The organism is Dyella mobilis, assembly GCF_016904945.1.
GTDB lineage: Bacteria > Pseudomonadota > Gammaproteobacteria > Xanthomonadales > Rhodanobacteraceae > Dyella_B > Dyella_B mobilis.
The window spans coordinates 948,041-965,680 of record NZ_JADIKF010000040.1 but is presented as its reverse complement, the minus strand read 5'-3'; the positions used below and the strand labels follow the sequence as shown (position 1 = coordinate 965,680).

19 protein-coding genes are annotated in these 17,640 nt (G+C 63.2%); 13 read left to right on the top strand and 6 right to left on the bottom strand.

Annotated features, from left to right (window positions below; all coding sequences use genetic code 11):
* Positions 1 to 37: 37 nt before the first annotated feature.
* The gene (locus ISS99_RS20725; RefSeq protein ID WP_204633504.1) at positions 38 to 2,092 is read right to left on the bottom strand and encodes a GGDEF/EAL domain-containing response regulator; all 2,055 of its coding nucleotides are present in this window, start codon (positions 2,090 to 2,092) and stop codon (positions 38 to 40) included.
* A gap of 148 nt (positions 2,093 to 2,240) precedes the next feature.
* Positions 2,241 to 3,245 carry an EF-P beta-lysylation protein EpmB gene (epmB, locus tag ISS99_RS20720; protein WP_204633503.1) on the bottom strand — a complete coding sequence of 335 codons (1,005 nt, stop codon included), beginning with the start codon at positions 3,243 to 3,245 and terminating at the stop codon, positions 2,241 to 2,243.
* 86 nt (positions 3,246 to 3,331) lie between these two features.
* On the opposite strand from epmB, the gene efp reads away from it, so the two are divergent.
* From efp to ISS99_RS20680, 8 genes are all read left to right on the top strand, one after another.
* A complete protein-coding gene (efp, locus tag ISS99_RS20715) occupies positions 3,332 to 3,898 on the top strand; it encodes an elongation factor P (protein WP_204633502.1) in 567 nt (188 codons plus the stop codon).
* Between the two features lie 133 nt (positions 3,899 to 4,031).
* Positions 4,032 to 5,372, top strand: coding sequence for a TRZ/ATZ family hydrolase (locus tag ISS99_RS20710; RefSeq protein WP_204633501.1), 1,341 nt, complete (start codon positions 4,032 to 4,034; stop codon positions 5,370 to 5,372).
* Positions 5,373 to 5,380: 8 nt separating this feature from the next.
* A complete protein-coding gene (locus ISS99_RS20705) occupies positions 5,381 to 5,635 on the top strand; it encodes a YciI family protein (RefSeq protein ID WP_204633500.1) in 255 nt (84 codons plus the stop codon).
* 27 nt (positions 5,636 to 5,662) lie between these two features.
* Positions 5,663 to 6,373: a bifunctional 2-polyprenyl-6-hydroxyphenol methylase/3-demethylubiquinol 3-O-methyltransferase UbiG gene (gene ubiG / locus ISS99_RS20700; RefSeq protein ID WP_204633499.1), complete on the top strand. Its 711-nt coding sequence runs from the start codon at positions 5,663 to 5,665 to the stop codon at positions 6,371 to 6,373.
* Entirely contained in the window at positions 6,370 to 7,044 is a 675-nt protein-coding gene (gene gph / locus ISS99_RS20695; RefSeq protein ID WP_204633498.1) for a phosphoglycolate phosphatase, read from the top strand. The genes ubiG and gph overlap by 4 nt, the downstream gene beginning before the upstream one ends.
* Complete coding sequence (locus ISS99_RS20690) at positions 7,041 to 7,898, top strand: squalene/phytoene synthase family protein (protein ID WP_204633497.1); 858 nt, start codon at positions 7,041 to 7,043, stop codon at positions 7,896 to 7,898. The genes gph and ISS99_RS20690 overlap by 4 nt, the downstream gene beginning before the upstream one ends.
* A 95-nt stretch (positions 7,899 to 7,993) precedes the next feature.
* Positions 7,994 to 8,935, top strand: a complete 942-nt coding sequence (gene folE2, locus ISS99_RS20685; RefSeq protein WP_204633496.1) for a GTP cyclohydrolase FolE2 — start codon at positions 7,994 to 7,996, stop codon at positions 8,933 to 8,935.
* A 60-nt stretch (positions 8,936 to 8,995) separates the two neighbouring features.
* The gene (locus ISS99_RS20680) at positions 8,996 to 9,436 is read left to right on the top strand and encodes a YbaY family lipoprotein (protein ID WP_204633495.1); all 441 of its coding nucleotides are present in this window, start codon (positions 8,996 to 8,998) and stop codon (positions 9,434 to 9,436) included.
* A 108-nt stretch (positions 9,437 to 9,544) separates the two neighbouring features.
* On the opposite strand, the gene ISS99_RS20675 is transcribed toward ISS99_RS20680, so the two are convergent.
* On the bottom strand, positions 9,545 to 10,882 hold the full coding sequence (locus ISS99_RS20675) for a dihydroorotase (RefSeq protein ID WP_204633494.1): 1,338 nt from the start codon (positions 10,880 to 10,882) through the stop codon (positions 9,545 to 9,547).
* Positions 10,872 to 11,132 (bottom strand): membrane protein insertion efficiency factor YidD, encoded by a 261-nt coding sequence (gene yidD, locus ISS99_RS20670; protein ID WP_204633493.1) that lies wholly within the window; start codon positions 11,130 to 11,132, stop codon positions 10,872 to 10,874. Before yidD ends, ISS99_RS20675 begins: the two co-directional genes overlap by 11 nt.
* Positions 11,133 to 11,254: 122 nt before the next feature.
* On the opposite strand from yidD, the gene dksA reads away from it, so the two are divergent.
* Entirely contained in the window at positions 11,255 to 12,319 is a 1,065-nt protein-coding gene (dksA, locus tag ISS99_RS23395; protein WP_239538245.1) for an RNA polymerase-binding protein DksA, read from the top strand.
* Positions 12,320 to 12,447: 128 nt separating this feature from the next.
* Here dksA and ISS99_RS20660 read toward each other — a convergent pair whose 3' ends face one another.
* Both ISS99_RS20660 and cysS read right to left on the bottom strand, forming a co-directional pair.
* Positions 12,448 to 12,885: a SufE family protein gene (locus ISS99_RS20660; protein WP_204633492.1), complete on the bottom strand. Its 438-nt coding sequence runs from the start codon at positions 12,883 to 12,885 to the stop codon at positions 12,448 to 12,450.
* 38 nt (positions 12,886 to 12,923) lie between these two features.
* Positions 12,924 to 14,300: a cysteine--tRNA ligase gene (cysS, locus tag ISS99_RS20655; RefSeq protein ID WP_204633491.1), complete on the bottom strand. Its 1,377-nt coding sequence runs from the start codon at positions 14,298 to 14,300 to the stop codon at positions 12,924 to 12,926.
* Positions 14,301 to 14,528: 228 nt separating this feature from the next.
* On the opposite strand from cysS, the gene ISS99_RS20650 reads away from it, so the two are divergent.
* The 4 genes from ISS99_RS20650 (at position 14,529) to ISS99_RS20635 (ending at position 17,635) form a co-directional block, all read left to right on the top strand.
* Positions 14,529 to 15,107, top strand: a complete 579-nt coding sequence (locus tag ISS99_RS20650; protein ID WP_204633490.1) for a glycine zipper 2TM domain-containing protein — start codon at positions 14,529 to 14,531, stop codon at positions 15,105 to 15,107.
* Between the two features lie 407 nt (positions 15,108 to 15,514).
* Complete coding sequence (locus ISS99_RS20645; protein ID WP_204633489.1) at positions 15,515 to 16,522, top strand: N-acetylornithine carbamoyltransferase; 1,008 nt, start codon at positions 15,515 to 15,517, stop codon at positions 16,520 to 16,522.
* A 14-nt stretch (positions 16,523 to 16,536) separates the two neighbouring features.
* Positions 16,537 to 17,169, top strand: coding sequence for an FMN-binding negative transcriptional regulator (locus ISS99_RS20640; RefSeq protein ID WP_204633488.1), 633 nt, complete (start codon positions 16,537 to 16,539; stop codon positions 17,167 to 17,169).
* On the top strand, positions 17,159 to 17,635 hold the full coding sequence (locus ISS99_RS20635; protein WP_204633487.1) for an OsmC family protein: 477 nt from the start codon (positions 17,159 to 17,161) through the stop codon (positions 17,633 to 17,635). The genes ISS99_RS20640 and ISS99_RS20635 overlap by 11 nt, the downstream gene beginning before the upstream one ends.
* The last annotated feature ends 5 nt before the right edge of the window (positions 17,636 to 17,640 follow it).

Below are 17,640 nucleotides of genomic sequence, written 5' to 3'. Positions count from 1 at the left end.
CTGCGGCAGGCCGGGGCTTTGCCCGGCCTGCGCGAGATTAAACGTTCACGACCAACTGCTGCGGTTCCTGCAGGAAGTTGCCCTGCACAAAATCCACGCCGCAGGCGAACAGCAGCGAGGTGCTTGCCGCATCCTCCACCCACTCGGCTATGGCCATGCGCTTCATCTCGTGCGCCTGCTGGCAGATCTCGGTGATCTTCTTCTGGTTCTCCGGATGTTGCGGGAGGTCGGCCATGAAGCTGCGATCGATCTTCAGGTAATCGGCGTCGATGTGGTTGAGGAGCTGGAAGGAGTTGAGGCCCGAGCCGAATTGCTCCAAGGCAAAGAAGCCGCCGAGTTTCTTCCAGCCGGTAATGAACTCCTGCGCGGGCCGCAGCAGAGTCACCACCTTGCTCTCGGTCATTTCCAGCACCAGCCTGCCGTTCTTAAGGTTTGCCTGCTTCAACTGGCGGTCAAGCCAGGACAGCAGATTGGCCTGCGGTTGCAGCGAATCGGGCGTGAGCTTCACGAAGAAGGTGGTGGGGAAGCCGAGTCGCTCGCGCGACTTCAGCGCATTGATCGCCTGGTTCAACACCCAGCGGTCGATTTCGGCATTGAGGCCGTTCTTTTCCGCGATGGGCATGAAGAAGCCCGGCAGCACCTCGCCCTGTGGGCCGTTCATGCGCAGCAGGATTTCCGAGTAGTCGCCTTCGGCGTCTTGCAGGCTGATGCTCTGCTGGTGATAAAGCACGAATTCGTTTTGGGTGAGTGCCTGGCGCAGCAGGCTCAGCCAATTGCGCTCGCGCTCGGCATCGGCCTTTTCACGGGCCGCCGGGTCGTGCAGTTCGCTGCGGTTGCCGCCTTGGCTTTGCGCGCTGCGCAGAGCCTGGCTGGCCTGGTTGAGCAGCATGTCGGTATTGGCGTTCTTTTCGCCCAGCAAGCTGCCGCCGATACTGGTGGTCAAGGTGATCGACTGCGTACCAAGGTCGAATATCTCGCGGGATATGGCTTGCTGCAATGCCCCGATCCAGTCGCGAATGGCGTCGTCGCTTTCGGTATGCAGGATCACGCCTATCGTATGTTCGGCGAGCAGGCCGGCGACATCCTCCTGATTCAGCGATGAGCTGACCCGGCGGGCAAAGGCCGACAGCAACTCGTCGGCCTTGCCCAGGCCGATGCCATTGACGATCGGAGCCCAGTTGTCGGGTTCGATCAGCAGCAGGGTCTGGCCTTTGCGTCCTTCGCTGGCTGCTCCGACGGCATTGTCGAGGTGCTCCAGCGTGCGTGCGCGGTTGAACAGGCCGGTGACTGCGTCGCGCTGCAATTGCTCGATCAGGGCCGGATCAACCTGTTGCCGGCGGAACACGATTTGCAGGCAGGTTTCGCCTTCAAAGGTGGCATGGGCGAATTCGGCTGTAGCGGGGAACGTGCTGCCGTCCGCGCGCCGCGCGTGCAGTTCGAGCCGGTATTCGGCCTTTTCGCCGCGCGAAAGCGCGCGCAGCAGATTCTTGAACGCGTCGGCGTCGGCCGGACCGATCAGGTCCAGAACCGGCAACCCGAGCAGGTCGTCGTAATCGGCGTAGCCGAAGGTATCCAGGTAGGAGCGGTTGGCGCGCACGTGCATGCCTTCGTGCACGTAGGCGATGGGATCGTTGGAGGAGTCCAGCAGCGCATCGCAACGGCGCTCGGATTCGCGCAGGGCGGCCTCGAGGCGACGTACCTGGCGGCGCGTATTGAGTGCGTCGAATTCGCGCTTGATGACCGTGATCAGCTGTTTGGGCTGACCGCGTGAGGCAACGCCTTGCACGCCGTCCTGGAACATCTCGGCAACGCCCTGGTCGTCGATTTTCGATACACAGGCGATCAGTGCAATGTCGCGGGCACTGGCGTCGATCTGTTGGGCAACACTGCGCAACGGCAGGCCGCTCACGCCGGGATTGAACAACACTAGGTCGGGGCCGAGATCTTCCAGGGCCGCGTGGATCTGGTCCGTGGTGGTCGCCTGGGCAGGGCGCACGGCGATGCCCGCATTGCGCAATAACGTGATGATCTGTTCCGCGTCCTCCACCGAGTTTTCGATGAAGAGGATCTTGATGACGGAGTCTGTCTTCATGGGTGCGTCGTGCTTCCTTGGATGTGGCTGTCCATGCTGAAAGTGTCCATGGACTGGCCGGCACTACACTCGAGTTTTAACGGATTCTGTTCAGCCTCGCCAGCCTTAATTCATGCAATGGTGATCAAACGCATGCATGGACGGGTCATCAAACGGGCCGCTTGGCCGGATCGCCGCCGATTTCACGGACCAGCTTGGGGACCAGATAGCCGGGCAGGCGGGCGCGCATGGCCTCGACCAGCGCCAGCGCGCGCGCGTCGGCGACCTCGAAGTGGGCGGCGCCCTGGACGCGATCGAGCTGGTGCAGGTAGTAAGGCAGCACGCCGGCGGCGAACAGGCGTTCTGACAAATCGACCAGCGCATCGGCATCATCGTTGATATCGCGCAGAAGCACCGATTGGTTGAGCAGCGTGGCGCCTGCGTCGCGCAGGCGCGCGCAAGCGGCGTCCACCGCTTCGTCGAATTCGTTGGCGTGATTGGCGTGCAGCACGATCACCTTCTGCAGGGGCAGGGAGCGCAGCCAGGCAACGAAAGGCCCGTCGATGCGCTCGGGCAGTACCACCGGCAGGCGCGTGTGGATGCGCAGCCGGGTGACGTGGGGCAGGTCGGCCAGGCCGCGCCCGAGTTCCTCGAGTTTGCTGGTGGCCAGGGCGAGCGGGTCGCCGCCGGAAAGGATCAATTCGTTAATCGACTTGTCCTGCGCGACGTGTTCGAGTGCCTCGCGCCACTGGCCGGCGGCCGCAACTTCATCGCCATACGGGAAATGGCGGCGGAAGCAGTAGCGGCAGTTGATCGCGCAACTGCCGCTGGCGATCAGCAAGGCACGGCCCTGGTATTTGTGCAGCACACCCTGTGCTTCGCGGGCAGCCAGGTCGCCCACGGCGTCGGCGACAAACCCCGGTACCTGCGCCAATTCGGCCAATTGCGGCAGGGCTTGCAGCAACAGGGGGTCGCGCGGGTCGCCACGGCGCATGCGTGCCGCGAAGCCGCGTGGCACGCGCAGGGCAAAGCCGGCATCTTCGGCAGGCCATTGGTCAGCCAGATGGCCCAGGTCGAGCAACTCGAGCAGCTCGCGGCCATCGGTGATCGAGTCGCGCCAGAGTTGCCGCCAGTCGGGTGATGTAATGCGGGCGCCGGGGCTTACGGTTATCATAGAGGGCTGAATATGGGGCTTTGGCCCCTTGGACCTTTTATTTTAGCCGCTATGAGCGGCAGTTTTCCTCATCTGGAGCGAAGTGCATGGCCAGCTACGATCTTAACGGCGTCAAGAACGGTCTGAAGATCATCGTCGACGGCGATCCCTACATCATCACCGAGGCGGAGTTCGTCAAGCCGGGCAAGGGCCAGGCCTTCACCCGCATCAAGATCCGCAACCTGCTCAACGGCCGCACCACGGAAAAGACCCTCAAGTCCAGCGATTCGTTCGAAGGCGCCGACGTGGTCGATACCGACATGCAATACCTCTACAGCGACGGCGAGTTCTGGCATTTCATGCACCAGGAGTCGTTCGAGCAGCATCAGGCCGACAAGGCCGCCATGGCCGAAGCGGCCAAGTGGCTGAAGGGCGAGGAAGAATGCGTGGTGACCCTGTGGAATGGTCGCCCGATCTCGGTGCAGGCGCCCAACTTCGTGGAGCTGAAGATCGTCGAGACCGATCCGGGCCTGCGCGGCGACACCTCCGGCGGCGGCGGCAAGCCCGCCAAGCTGGAAACCGGCGCCGTGGTGCGCGTACCGCTGTTCGTGAACCAGGAAGAAGTGATCAAGGTCGATACGCGCTCCGGCGAATACGTCAGCCGCGTGAAGTAACGCATCGGCACGATCGCGCAGGTTGATTTACCCCGGATCAAGTCCTGAGTAATCAACGTGCGAAACAAAGCGGGGCGGGCATCGTAAGATGTGCCGCCCCCTTTCGCATTCCCTCCCCAACAAGGCGAACGAGATGAGCCAGAGCGCTCCGCAGACCATCGATCTCCTCATCGAAGCCCGCTGGGTCGTTCCGGTCGAACCGCACAACGTGGTGCTGGAGCAACATGCTGTCGCCATCGATGGCGAGCGCATCGTCGGTATCCTGCCGATTGCCGAGGCCCGCACGGCCTACGCACCTCGCGAGCGGGTCGAACTCGGCGAGCACGTGCTGATTCCCGGCCTCATCAACACCCACACCCACAACCCGATGACCTTGCTGCGCGGCCTGGCCGACGACCTGCCGCTGATGGTCTGGCTGCAGCAGCACATCTGGCCGGTCGAGGGCAAAGTGATCGGCCCCGAGTTCGTGCGCGACGGCGTGGAGCTGGCGGTGGCCGAAATGATTCGCGGCGGCACCACCTGCGCCAACGAAAACTATTTCTTTCCCGATGCGATCGGCGCCACCTATCGCAAGCTCGGCTTTCGCGCGGTGGTCGGTTTGCCGGTCATCGAATTCCCGACGGCCTGGGCACGCACGCAAGACGAATACTTCGAGCGCGCGGCGGAAACGCACGACAGCTTTCGCCACGATGCGCTGGTGCGTACCGCTTTTGCTCCGCATGCGCCCTACACGGTGTCGGATGAATCGTTTGAGCGCATTCGGGTCATGGCGGATCAGCTCGATATTCCCGTACACCTGCATTTGCACGAAACCGCGAACGAGGTCGAGGAAGAGCGCAAGAAGAGCGGCCTGCGTCCGTTTCAGCGCCTGCAAAAGCTGGGTCTTATCAACGACCGGCTGATCGCCGTGCACATGACCCAACTCACCGAGGGGGAAATGGCGGCTTGCGCGGAGGCTGGCGTATCCGTCGTGCATTGCCCGGAGTCCAACCTCAAGCTGGCCTCCGGCTTCTGTCCGGCAGAGAAATTGCGCAAAGCAGGCGTCAATCTCGCCATCGGCACCGATGGTTGCGCGTCCAACAACGACCTGGACATGTTTGGCGAAATGCGTACCGCTGCTTTGTTGGCCAAGGCCGTGGCTGAAGATGCGGCGGCGTTCGATGCCGGTTATGCATTGCGCACGGCGACGATCCAGGGGGCCAAAGCTCTCGGGCTGGAGGCCAGCATCGGTTCGATCGAAGCCGGCAAGCAGGCCGACTTGGCGGCCGTGCGGCTCAGCGACCTGGAAACGCAGCCGCTGTTCCACGTCATTTCGCAACTGGTCTACGCCACCGGGCGGCACCAGGTTACCGACGTGTGGATCGCCGGCAAGCGAAAGCTCGCTGCGCGCGAGCTGGTGGATCTGGATACGGTTGGCATGCTGGCGCGCACGCACGCGTGGCGCGAGCGCATTGCATCGCTGGACAAGGGCTGAAGAGACACGTGAACCGCTATCTCGTCATGATGTTCCGCCGACCGCACTTCGATCCCGCGATCGTGCCGTTGCATCAGCAATTTCTGGAAGAGTTGCGCAGCCAGGGGCGCAATGAAATGTCCGGTCCTTTTGGCGACAAATCGGGTGGCGCCTATCTCTTGCATGCCGAGTCGATGGACGAAGCGCGCCAGATCGCCCACAGCGATCCGGCACATACCAGCGGCGGCTGGGAGATCACGCTTTACGAATGGCACGCGCGCTAAATTCGCCGAACTTGCCGGAGTTCCAAGATGAATCAAGCTACACAAAACGTCAGCCACGATGAAATTGCCCGCTTCGACAAGCTGGCCGCACGCTGGTGGGATCCCGATGGCGAGTCGCGCCCGTTGCACGATCTCAACCCGATGCGCACCGACTACGTTGCGGCACGCGTGGCGCTGCGTGGTGCCAAGGTCGCCGACGTGGGTTGTGGCGGCGGCCTGCTGAGCGAGGCACTGGCTCGGGCCGGTGCGGACGTCGTGGGCATCGATCTTGGCCTCAAGGTGATCGAGATTGCGCGGCTGCATCTGCACGAGTCTCATCTCAGCGTGGATTACCGCAAGCAATCCTCGACGGAACTCGCCGCGGCCGAGCCGGAGAGTTTCGATGCCGTGTGCTGCATGGAACTGATCGAACACGTCCCGGATCCCGCCGCGCTCGTGCACGATCTGGCCGCCATGCTCAAGCCCGGTGCGCGCCTTTTCATGTCCACGCTCAACCGCACGCCGGCGGCGTTCGGTGCGGCGATCATCGGCGCGGAATACATCGCCCGCATGCTGCCACGCGGTACGCATCATTATTCGCAATTCCTCAAGCCGTCCGAGCTCGCACGCCTGCTGCGCCACGCAGGACTCGAGCTCGAGGACATCAGCGGCCTGGGCTACAACCCGCTGAACCGCAAGGCCTGGCTGAGCCGAATTACTGCCGTCAACTACCTTCTTTGCGCGCGCAAACCTGCATGAAATCGCTACCTATCGCGCCGCAAGGCGTCTTGTTCGATCTCGACGGCACCTTGCTGGACAGCGCTCCGGATTTGCACGGGGCCCTGGCCGTCTATTGCGATGAAGTCGGCGCGCCAGTACCTGCTTATGCGCAAGTGCGCGAAGTGGTTTCGCGCGGTTCGCGTGCGATTCTGCGCTGCGCATTCGCAGAAACCGACGAGCAATTGCTCGAACGCACCCCGCGGTACCTCGAGCTTTATCACGCCATGATGTCGCAGCACACGCGGCCATTCGAAGGCATCGACGCACTGCTGGAAGCGCTTGAAGCTTCCGGAGTGGCGTGGGGCATCGTGACCAACAAGCCGGGTTATCTCACCGACGAACTGGTGCGCCGGATCGGCTGGAGCGATCGCGCGTGCGCCGTGGTCTCCGGCGATACGTTGCCGGTGCGCAAGCCCGATCCCGCACCGGTGCTGCTGGCTTGCGAACGTGCAGCACTGGATCCGGCACGATGCCTGTTTGTCGGCGACGATCGTCGCGACGTGCAGGCGGGCAACAGCGCCGGGCTCTATTCCGTGGCCGTGCATTGGGGTTATCTCGACGGCGGCGATCCTCATGCCTGGGGCGCCGATGCGGTGGTGGAGCATCCGCACGATCTTGCCCAATTGCTCAAAGTGAAGGTTGCGGCGTGAGCGAAGAGGTGTCCCAGCACGGGGTATTGCACAGCTACGTAGACAAGTGGCTTGCCGTGCAGCCCGAGCAGCGTACGGCGCTGGTTTTTGTCGACCCGGTCAAATATCCCGGGCACGTAGCGCTCGCCGCGCTGGAGCAGGAACTGCTTTCCGCGGCCTACGGAATACGCGAACCCCAGGTAGCGGCCACCAAGCTCAACTGGTGGGCCGAAGAACTTGGCGGCGCCGCGGCCAGTGGCGGGCGGCACCCATTGACCCGCGTCCTGTTCGACGACGATCGCGCCCACAGCATGCCCCAGGAGCGCTGGCTTGCGCCGGTGTTGGCGGCCATGGCGCAGTTGGAGGAAGGTACGGCGGTCGACTTCGCCGCTCAGCTCAACGCCGCTTCGGCCCTGCATGGGGCATTGGCCGAACTGGAGACCGCCTGGTGGTATGGTCAGGCCGCCGCATCGGCGCGAGCGGCCCGGTTGGCCACCTTGAGCCACCTGCTGCACGCCTTGCGCCGCCTGCAGGACGACGCCGAACGTGATCGTCTGCCCTTGCCGATGGCGCGGTTGGCTCGCTTTGGCCTCAGTCGCGGAGGACTGCGCGAGCCTAGCGAGGCGCGAAACCAGGCGATCGGGGCTCAGTTGGATGACCTGAAATCGGCTTGGCGCGAGGCGTCCTGCTTGGCCGGCCCGCTGAGCGTGTTCCGCACCCTGGAGGCCGCCGAGGGCGAGCACCTGGTGAACAAGGCAGCCGGTGCGGGCGAGCCGCTTGCCGTACTGCAACGGGGAGGTCCGGGCGGCGGTTTCGCCACCACGCTGCGCGCCTGGCAAGCGGCGCGGCGCTGGCACAATCAGATCGCCGGATAAACGCGCCGTTCGCGGCCGCTTGTTGCGACGCGTCAAGCTGCCCCAACATATGAGTCTCGCGGCGTCCGAACGCCGGCTGTTACCAGGATCGCCCCATGCACAGTCATGAAAACACCGTTCGCCTGATGCCTGATGTGGCCACCCAGGCGCAGCCGCATCTCGCCGGGGCGTTGGACTGGGTGGGAATGGACGGCATCGAGGTGCCCGTGCGGTTTGATGCCGGGGACGGCGAGGTGCAGCGTTCCAGCGCCCAGGTCGGCGCGTTCGTGAATCTCACTCGGCCGGACCGTCGCGGCATCCACATGTCGCGGCTTTATCTCCTGGTGGACCAATACCTGAGCACGAAGACGATCGATGCGGCGATGCTCGAAGCGCTGCTGCGCGCTTTTCTCGAATCGCACGCGGAACTGTCCGATCGTGCCCGCATCAGCATCCGCTTCGATCAATTGGTACGCCGTGCCGCTTTGCGCAGCGACAACAGTGGCTGGCGTACCTATCCGGTTTCGATCGAGGCCAGTTTGTGCAAGGAGGGCTTTCGTCTCGAGCTGGGCACCGAGGTGGTGTACTCCTCGACCTGTCCTGCTTCGGCGGCGTTGTCGCGGCAACTCATCCAGGAACAGTTCGCCAAGGATTTCGAGGCGGACAAACCGCTGGCGCATGCCGCGGTGCTGGCCTGGCTCGGCAGCGACAAGGGCATCGTCGCGACGCCGCACGCGCAACGCAGCGTGGCGCGTTTGCTGGTTCGGTTCGTGGATGGCTCGCCGCTCAAGCTGATCGACTTGCTGGACCGCGTCGAGCAGTCACTGGGAACACCGGTGCAGACGGCGGTAAAGCGCGAGGACGAACAGGCTTTTGCGCTGGCCAACGGCAGCAACCTGATGTTTTGCGAAGACGCGGCGCGGCGCATTCAGCAGGCGCTGGATGCCGATGGCTCCATCGCCGATTTCCACGTGCGCCTCGAGCACCAGGAAAGCCTGCATCCGCACGATGCGGTGGCTTATGCGAGCAAGGGCGTAGCGGGCGGTTACGGCGCCTGATTTAGCGTTCCTGCATGGCGCCGTTGTTATGATCGGCGCCATCGCGAAAGAGGAGTTTCCATGAAGATTCGTATGAGCCTGCTGTTGCTTGGCGCGTTTGCGCTGGCCGGTTGCGGCTGGATGCCGCATTTCGGCAAAAAGAAAAGCGAAGCGCCGGTGCAGCAGACGCTGATGAAGTCGCTGGCCGGGGAAGTCGATTACACCCTGACCCATCCGATTCCCGCCGACGCCTATCTCGAGGTGACGCTTGCCGACGTCAGCAAGCAGGATGCGCCGGCGCGTGTCATTGCCACCGATCGCATCGCTCCCATTGGCCAGTCGCCGGTGGACTTCGTATTGACCTACGAGCCTTCGGACCTTGCAGATGGTGTGGATTTTGCCGTGTCGGCGCGAATCAAGCAGGGCGATCGCACGCTGGCGCTCAGCGACACGCAGGTGAGCGTGCTTGGGCGGTCCGGCAATGATGGCCCGGTGCGGGTCGTCATTGCGGAAATTCACTAAGGCCTGTAGGCAGTATTTCCTTGGCCCGCACTGCCGTTGAGTGGTCGCCAAGGAGTAAGGCGTCGCCTCTTCTCCGCAAGGGAGTGGAGGCGACGCAAAGCATTACGTTTATCGGTCGAACGCCAGTCGCTCGCCACGCACGGAATCGTCGATGCGCGAACCATCCCATACCCGGCGACCGTTGACGAACGTGGCGACGATCGAGTTGCTGAAGGTATGGCCCTCAAACGGCGACCAGCCGCACTTGGACAACACTTCTTCGCGCCGAACCGTATGCGGCTTGCGCGGGTCCACCAGGACCAGGTCGGCCGCGTAGCCTTCGCGCAGGAAGCCGCGTTCGTGCACGTCGAACAAAGTGGCCGGTGCGTGGCAGACCGCTTCCACCACGCGCTCCAGAGTGAGCTTGCCTTCGGTCACGCGCTGCAAAGCCGCTTGCAGGGCAAATTGCACCAGCGGGATGCCGGACGGCGCCTTGTCGTAGAGCTGTCTCTTTTCTTCCAGCAAGTGCGGTGCATGATCGGTGGCGAGCACGTCGATGCGCCGTTCGGCCACGGCCTTGATGATTGCCTCGCGATCGGTCGCCGTCTTGACGGCCGGGTTGCACTTGATCAGAAAGCCCAGCCGCTCGTAATCCTCGTCGCTGAAATGCAGGAAATGCACGCAGGTTTCGGCGGTAATCTTTTTGCCCTTGACCGGGCCGGGCTGAAACAAGGCCAGCTCGTCGGCGGTCGAGATGTGCAGCACGTGCAGGCGGGTGCCGTGCTTCTGCGCCAGGCCGATCGCCAGCCTGGTCGATTTGATGCAGGCCTCGCGCGAGCGGATCAGCGGGTGTTCGCGCGCCGGGATGTTCTCGCCGTACTTTTCGCGCGCCTTGGCATGCAGCGCATCGATCATCGGCGTGTCTTCGCAATGGGTGATGATCGGCGTGGGCGCCTCGCGGAAGATGCCGTCCAGCGTTTCCGGGTTGTCGACCAGCATGTTGGCGGTGGAGGCGCCCATGAACACCTTGATGCCCGGCGCCGCCTTGGGATCCAGCGCGCGGATCGCTTCGAGATTGTCGTTGCTGGCACCCATGTAGAAGGCGTAGTTCACCGCGGAGGTTTCGGCGGCACGGTTGTACTTGGCCTCCAGCGATTCGCGGTCCAGTGCCGGCGGTTTGGTGTTGGGCATTTCCATGAAGCTGGTGATGCCGCCGGCGGCGCAGGCGCGCGATTCGTGTGCGATGTCGGCCTTGTGGGTCAGGCCCGGCTCGCGGAAGTGGACCTGGTCGTCGATCATGCCGGGCATCAGCCACAGGCCCGCGGCGTCGATGACCTGTTCGCCGGGGCGTGCGTCCAGGCTGCCGCCGATCGTCTCGATGCGGCCATGTTTCACGCGCAGGTCGGCGTAGGAGCGACGGCCCTCGTTGATCAGTTCGGCATTCTTGATCAGCCAGTCAGTGGCCATGCGGTTCTTCAGGGCTGCGGCAACGGGGGAAACGGAATTGCTCGGGGACAGGATCTTGCCCGCCGTCGCACAGCGGCTGACAGCGTAATATGCGCCATCCGGCCAGCAGGCTTCCCCGCCAGGGACCAAAGCGGGAAACTGCAATCCGTGCATAATCGGAGCAACTGGGGTAAAAGCGACAACGCTGCCCTAACAGGGGGCTGACAAAGCGCTTATAGACTCTGAGCAGGAAAAGGATTAGTCGACTCACGGCATTCACACTGCCGAAACGCTTGTGGCACCAAATGTTGCAAGTATCCCAGAAGGAAGGTTGCCGGTGTGAGGGTATTGGGCTATAACAGCCGGCCGCCACAGCCAAAATGGTGAAGGTAAATGGCGAAAACCACGCGTAATTCCACCGCCGCCAAGAATGCTCAGAAAGGAAAGGCGACGGGTAAGGGCCATGAGGCTCGGGTTAGCAAGGCCAAGGTCGCGGCTACCAAGCCCGCGAAGACCACTGCGCCGGCCAAAAAGGCTGCGGTGAAGAGCGCGCCGGCCAAGGCAGTGGCGAAAAAGGCGCCGGCCAAGAACGTGGCCGTGGCGAAAAAAGCCGCCAAGCCCGCCGCCGTGGCCAAGCCGCAACCCAAGAAAGCCGCGCCGGTCAAGAAAGTCGTTGCCAAACCGGAACCCAAGCACGCTGCGCCGGTCAAACCTGCGCCTGTGAAGAAATCCGGCGAAGAAAAGATCGTCGCCAAACCGGCGGCCAAGCACGCACCGACGCCCGCGAAGCCGGCGCCGGTACAGGCAAAGCCACCGGCGTCACAAACTGCAACACATCAACCCGTATCATCGAAGGCCACACCTGTCCCCGTTGGCAAGGTGGCCAGTGCCGTCGGACCGACGGCGGCGCGGGTGGCCAACGCCACCGCGAATCACTCGACCACCAAGAAACAGAAGACCCCGCAGTCCTCAATGAATAGCTCCGCGACCACTCTCGATAATGGCGTAACCCGTGAAGACGGCCGTTATGCGCTGCCCCTCACCACCAACATCGACCTGCCTCCCGGGTATCGTCCCTCCTCTGACGAGGAGTACATGAATCCTCGGCATCTCGCCTATTTCCGCAACAAGCTGCGGGATTGGCGCGATCAGCTGGTGGAGGAGTCCCGGCAGACGATGGAAAACCTGCGTGACGAAGTGCGCGACGTCGGCGACGAAGCCGAGCGTGCCACGCGCGAAACGGAAAACTCGCTGGAGCTGCGCACCCGCGACCGTTATCGCAAGTTGATCTCCAAGATCGACAAAGCGTTGCGCCGCATCGAAGAAGGCCGCTACGGCTACTGTGAAGAAACCGATGAGGAAATCGGTCTGGAGCGTCTCGATGCGCGCCCGATCGCCACCTTGTCGCTGGACGCGCAGGAACGTCGCGAGCATCTGCAGAAGCAGATGGGCGACTGAGGACGCCTTGCGTTCTTGAATCGGCAAAAAGCCCCGCCAGTGCGGGGCTTTTTATTGGCTCGCAAGGAGAGGCGATGCGCTTTTGCCGCGAACGTACTTGCCCCGGTGGGATGGGGGAGGGCGGATCGTCAGGCGCCTTTTAGTGTCGCCGCCGCATGGGCCTTGAGCTTCACCAGCATCGCCGCCAGCCCGTTCGAGCGTGTCGGAGACAGATGCTTGGCCAGCCCGATCTGCTGGATGAATTCCGGCTCCGTCGCAACGATCTCGGCGGCGGAGCGGTCGGAATACACCCTCAGCACCAAGGCAATCAGCCCTGAAACAATGGCCGAATCGCTGGTGGCGTCAAAATGCATCTGCGAAGCATCGCCGCTGGGCACCAGCCACACCATGGACTGGCAGCCGTGCACGCGATGCTCCTCGGTTTTCCATTCCTCGCGGAAGGGCGGCAGTTGCTTGCCGAGGTCGATCAGGTATTGGTAGCGCTCGGTCCAGTCGCCGAAGAAGGCGAATTCGTCGGCAATATCTTGTTGGGCTTGGGCGGCGCTGGCGTTGGCAATCGTATTCATGCGTACATTATCGCGCGGATCCGCACATCGGGTCCGAATCAGCGCTTTACGACGCTCCAGCGCGTGCCCTGGGCGCCATCTTCGATGACCACGCCCATCGTCGTCAGCTCCTGGCGGATGGCGTCCGCGCGGGCGAAGTCCTTGGCGGCGCGCGCCGCGCGGCGCGCTTCCAGCAGGGCCTCGACCTGGTCGGCGTCCACGTTCTGGTTGCCGGCGTGCTTGAACCAGGCTTCAGGATCGTCCTGCAGCAAGCCCAGCATGGCGCCCGCCCCGAGCAAGGCGGCCTTGGCGGGGGCGGAAGGGGCCTGGCGAGCGGCATCCGCCAGCAAGGACAGTTCGGCCAGTGCCTTGGGTGTGTTTAGGTCGTCGCACAAGGCTTCTTCTACCTGTTGCGGGACCGGCAGCGCTTGAGCGGGGTCGAGGTCAATGTGGCTGAGTTCGCGCAGGACGCGATACCAGCCATCCAGCGTGCTGATCGATTGGGTGATGGCCGTGTCGGACCAGTCCAGCGGCTGGCGATAGTGGCCGCGCAGCAACAGCAGGCGCAGGGCTTCCGGCGGGTGCAGCGCGAGCAGCTGATGCAACTGCAGCACGTTGCCCAGCGATTTGGACATCTTGCGGCCGTCGAAGGTAAGCATGCCGTTGTGCAGCCACCAGCGCGCGAACACCTTGCCGCCATGAGCGCAGGTGGACTGCGCGATCTCGTTCTCGTGATGGGGGAACTGCAGGTCGACGCCGCCGGCGTGGATGTCGATGGTCTCGCCCAGGTGCGCGGCAGTCATCGCCGAGCACTCGATGTGCCAGCCCGGGCGCCCGCGTCCCCAGGGGCTGTCCCAGCCCGGCAGCTCGGGAGTGGAGGGTTTCCACAGCACGAAGTCGGTCGGGTTTTTCTTGTACGGAGCCACCTCGACGCGTGCCCCGGCGATCAGTTCGTCGGTGTCGCGCCCGGAGAGTTCGCCGTAAGCGGCGTAGGAGCCCACGTCGAACAGCACGTGACCTTCTGCCGCATAGGCGTGTCCCTTGGCGATCAGGGTTTCGATCATCGCGACGATCTGGTCGATGTGCGCGGTGGCGAAGGGTTCGATATCCGGCGGCGCAATGCCCAGCTTGGCCACGTCTTCGCGGTAGGCCTCGGTGAAGCGGCCGGTGATGGTGCCGATCGGTACGCCTTGCTCGATGGCGGCGTTGTTGATCTTGTCGTCCACGTCGGTGATGTTGCGGGCATAGATCACGCCCGGGTAATGCCGACGCAGCAGCTTGACCAGCACGTCGAACACCACCGGGCCGCGTGCGTTGCCGATGTGCACGTAGCTATAGACCGTCGGCCCGCACAGATACACCGTCACCCGGTTCGGATCGAGCGGCACGAAGGGCTCGATGCGGCGGCTGAGGCTGTTATGGAGCGAGATCGGCATGGGGCGAAGTCCGCGGGTTTGGCTGGCGTGGGCGAATCGGCCGGCCATCTTATCAAGGTCTTGGGGGCGGACGATCCGGCTGCTCGTTCGGATCTGACTAAACGTTACATTTCTCAACACAAATCAAGGCACTAAGTTGCGGCCTTTCTAAGCGTGGATTCAGCGTGAATTTGCTGCAATTTCGTCATGCGCAGAAAGCGCTTTCATCCCCCTCCGCGGAGGCTGTTCATGAATAAGAAGATGCTGTTGATCGCGTTGCTTGGCCTGTTGACCGTATCCACGGGTGTAGCGGCGCAGACCAACTACAGCGATTACCCGCCGCCGCCCCCGCCGGGCGCGGCCCCGCCGCCGCCTGGAGCCGGCGGCGACAACGCGCACTACGCCTGGGCGGATGTGCTGCGGGTCGACCCGGTCTACGGCGTTACCCGTACCGCCACCCCGACGCAGCAGTGCTACAACCAGCAGGTCGTGCAGCAGACGCCCGGCAACAAGGGCCTCGGCACGGTGCTGGGTGCCGTGGTTGGCGGCGTGCTTGGCAGCACCATCGGCCACGGCCGCGGCAACACCGCCGCCACGGTGGGCGGCGCCGTAGTGGGCGGTGCGGTCGGCAACTCGGTCGCCAGCGGCGGTCAGACCTATACCACCGACCAGACCGTTTGCCAGCCGGGCAGCCAGGTCAGCGAACAGCGGCAGATCATCGGCTACGACGTGGAATATCGGTATCACGGGGACGTCTATATGTCCCGCCTGAGCTACGACCCAGGCGAACGCCTGCGCGTACGGGTCAATGTCTCTCCGGCAGACTGATGCTCCTGCCGGCTTTGCCCAAGCGGCCGCGTACGAGCGGCCGCTTTTGTTTTAGTGATTTTTCTACACCGACAAAGCCCATGGCCGCGTCCGGTCGGAGGAGCGGAAAAGGTCGAGGCGTTCACGTGCTTCGCCTGTGTGACGCACCCCGGCGACCTTTCCTGTTGCATGGCAGCGAAAATCCGGTCATGATTAAAGTTCAACCACCCGGAACACCCATGTCCGCAGCCGTCTATACCGCTACTGTGCTTACCAGCGCCCGCATGGCCGCTGGCATGACGTCGCGTGCTCGCCGACCGCTGGACCGACATTCGGCCGGGTAGGCTGTCGCCACGTTTTATGTGTAACACGACGACAAAACCCGGCCTTTGCGCCGGGTTTTTTGTTTTTTCGGACTGGAGTCAACGATGTCGCTTCGTCACTTCCTAACCACCCAGGACTACAGCCGCGCCGAAATCGACGCACTGCTGGAGCAGGCCGCCGCATTCAAGCGTTCGCCACGCGGCCAGCAGCTTGCCGGCAAGTCGGTCGCGCTGCTGTTCTTCAATCCTTCGATGCGCACGCGCACCAGTTTCGAACTCGGTGCGTTTCATCTGGGCGGCCACGCCATCGTGCTGTCGCCCGGCAAGGACGCATGGCCGATCGAGTTTCGTCCCAACGTGGTGATGGATGGCGAGGCGGAAGAGCACATCGCCGAAGTGGCGCGCGTGCTCAGCCGCTATGTCGACCTGATTGCCGTGCGCGCATTTCCGAAATTCCAGGATTGGTCGGTGGATCGCGAGGATGCGGTGATCAAGGCGTTCGCCCAATACGCCACGGTGCCGGTGATCAATATGGAAACGATCACCCATCCTTGCCAGGAATTGGCGCACGCGTTGGCGCTGAAAGAGCGGTTCGGCGATCTCACCGGGCGCAAGTATGTGCTCACCTGGACCTATCATCCCAAGCCGCTGAATACGGCTGTGGCCAATTCCGCGCTGCTGATCGCAACGAAGATGGGCATGGATGTCACTTTGCTGTGCCCTACGCCTGACTACGTGCTGGACGAGCGTTACATGGCCTTCGGTGAGCAGAACGCGAAAGAAAACGGCGGCTCGCTCAAGGTCAGCCACAACATCGAAGAAGCCTACAGCGGCGCCGACGTGGTCTATGCCAAGAGCTGGGGCGCCCTGCCGTTCTTCGGTCGCTGGGAAAACGAAAAGCCGATCCGCGACGCACACAAGCACTTCATCGTCGACGAAGCGAAGATGGCACTGACCAACAACGGCGTTTTCAGTCACTGCCTGCCGCTGCGCCGTAACATCAAGGCGACCGACGCCGTGATGGATTCGCCGGCCTGCATCGCCGTCGACGAAGCCGAGAACCGCCTGCACGTGCAGAAGGCGGTGATGGCTTCGCTGATCGCGCAGCGCTGAGCGGCGGGGTTTTCATGTATTTGCCCAGATCCTTTCACGAAACACGCACGGATGTGCTGCATGCGTTGATTCGCAGCTATCCGTTTGCCACCGTCGTGATGCAAGGCGGCGACGGCCTGGTTGCCAATCACCTGCCGTTTGAACTGGCGGGCGACAGCCTGTTGCAGGGACACGTGGCGCGCGGCAACGAATTGGCGAAGGCGGACGGTGCGCCGGTGCTGGCGATCTTCCAGGCCGCGGACGGCTATATCAGCCCCAACTGGTACCCCAGCAAACGTGAAACCGGGCGTGAGGTACCTACCTGGAATTACGCCGTCGTGCACGTGCGCGGGCGTCTGCGAGTCGTCCACGACAAAGTGTGGCTGCGCACGCTATTGGAAAAGCTGACCGATCGTCACGAAGCGACACAGCCCGAGCCGTGGCACGTGGGAGATGCACCGGAAGATCACGTCGAGCAGATGTTGAACGCGATCGTAGGCCTGGAGATTGCCGTCGAGCACATCGAGGGCAAATTCAAGCTGAGCCAGAACCATCCGGACGCCAACCGTGAAGGCGTCATCAAGGGACTCGGCGAGCGTGCAGGCAGGCGCGACGCCGAGCTCGTGGAACTGATGCAACGTGCCGAGGAGCGCCGCGATGAGCGATAAGCAGCACCAGTATCCCGTGCAGGTGACGTGGACGGGCAACCGCGGCGAAGGTACCCGCACCTATCAAGGCTATGGGCGCGAGCACGAAGTGCAGGTGGCCGGCAAACCGGCGATCGCCGGTTCGTCGGATGCGGCATTCCGCGGCGACGATTCCAAGCACAATCCGGAAGACTTGCTGGTCGCCTCGCTGTCCAGTTGCCACATGCTCTGGTATTTGCACCTCGCTGCGGTGGCGGGCGTGGTGGTAACCGGCTATGTCGATTCGGCAGTGGGCACACTGGTCGATCGCGGCAGCGATGGACATTTCACCGAGGTGGTATTGCGTCCGCAGGTGACGATCACGCCCGACAGCGATCCGGCCCGTGCCGTCGCCGTGCACGAAGACGCCCATCACGCCTGCTTCATTGCCAACTCCGTCAATTTTCCGGTGCGCTGCGAACCGAGCATCGTCATCGAATCTCCGTAAAAAAC

Bases quoted from the DNA above. Each gene is read 5' to 3' on its own strand.
- ISS99_RS20725 (WP_204633504.1), bottom strand. From the start codon at position 2,092: ATGAAGACAGACTCCGTCATCAAGATCCTCTTCATCGAAAACTCGGTG.
- epmB (WP_204633503.1), bottom strand. From the start codon at position 3,245: ATGATAACCGTAAGCCCCGGCGCCCGCATTACATCACCCGACTGGCGG.
- efp (WP_204633502.1), top strand. From the start codon at position 3,332: ATGGCCAGCTACGATCTTAACGGCGTCAAGAACGGTCTGAAGATCATC.
- ISS99_RS20710 (WP_204633501.1), top strand. From the start codon at position 4,032: ATGAGCCAGAGCGCTCCGCAGACCATCGATCTCCTCATCGAAGCCCGC.
- ubiG (WP_204633499.1), top strand. From the start codon at position 5,663: ATGAATCAAGCTACACAAAACGTCAGCCACGATGAAATTGCCCGCTTC.
- gph (WP_204633498.1), top strand. From the start codon at position 6,370: ATGAAATCGCTACCTATCGCGCCGCAAGGCGTCTTGTTCGATCTCGAC.
- folE2 (WP_204633496.1), top strand. From the start codon at position 7,994: ATGCACAGTCATGAAAACACCGTTCGCCTGATGCCTGATGTGGCCACC.
- ISS99_RS20680 (WP_204633495.1), top strand. From the start codon at position 8,996: ATGAAGATTCGTATGAGCCTGCTGTTGCTTGGCGCGTTTGCGCTGGCC.
- ISS99_RS20675 (WP_204633494.1), bottom strand. From the start codon at position 10,882: ATGGCCACTGACTGGCTGATCAAGAATGCCGAACTGATCAACGAGGGC.
- dksA (WP_239538245.1), top strand. From the start codon at position 11,255: ATGGCGAAAACCACGCGTAATTCCACCGCCGCCAAGAATGCTCAGAAA.
- ISS99_RS20660 (WP_204633492.1), bottom strand. From the start codon at position 12,885: ATGAATACGATTGCCAACGCCAGCGCCGCCCAAGCCCAACAAGATATT.
- cysS (WP_204633491.1), bottom strand. From the start codon at position 14,300: ATGCCGATCTCGCTCCATAACAGCCTCAGCCGCCGCATCGAGCCCTTC.
- ISS99_RS20650 (WP_204633490.1), top strand. From the start codon at position 14,529: ATGAATAAGAAGATGCTGTTGATCGCGTTGCTTGGCCTGTTGACCGTA.
- ISS99_RS20645 (WP_204633489.1), top strand. From the start codon at position 15,515: ATGTCGCTTCGTCACTTCCTAACCACCCAGGACTACAGCCGCGCCGAA.
- ISS99_RS20640 (WP_204633488.1), top strand. From the start codon at position 16,537: ATGTATTTGCCCAGATCCTTTCACGAAACACGCACGGATGTGCTGCAT.
- ISS99_RS20635 (WP_204633487.1), top strand. From the start codon at position 17,159: ATGAGCGATAAGCAGCACCAGTATCCCGTGCAGGTGACGTGGACGGGC.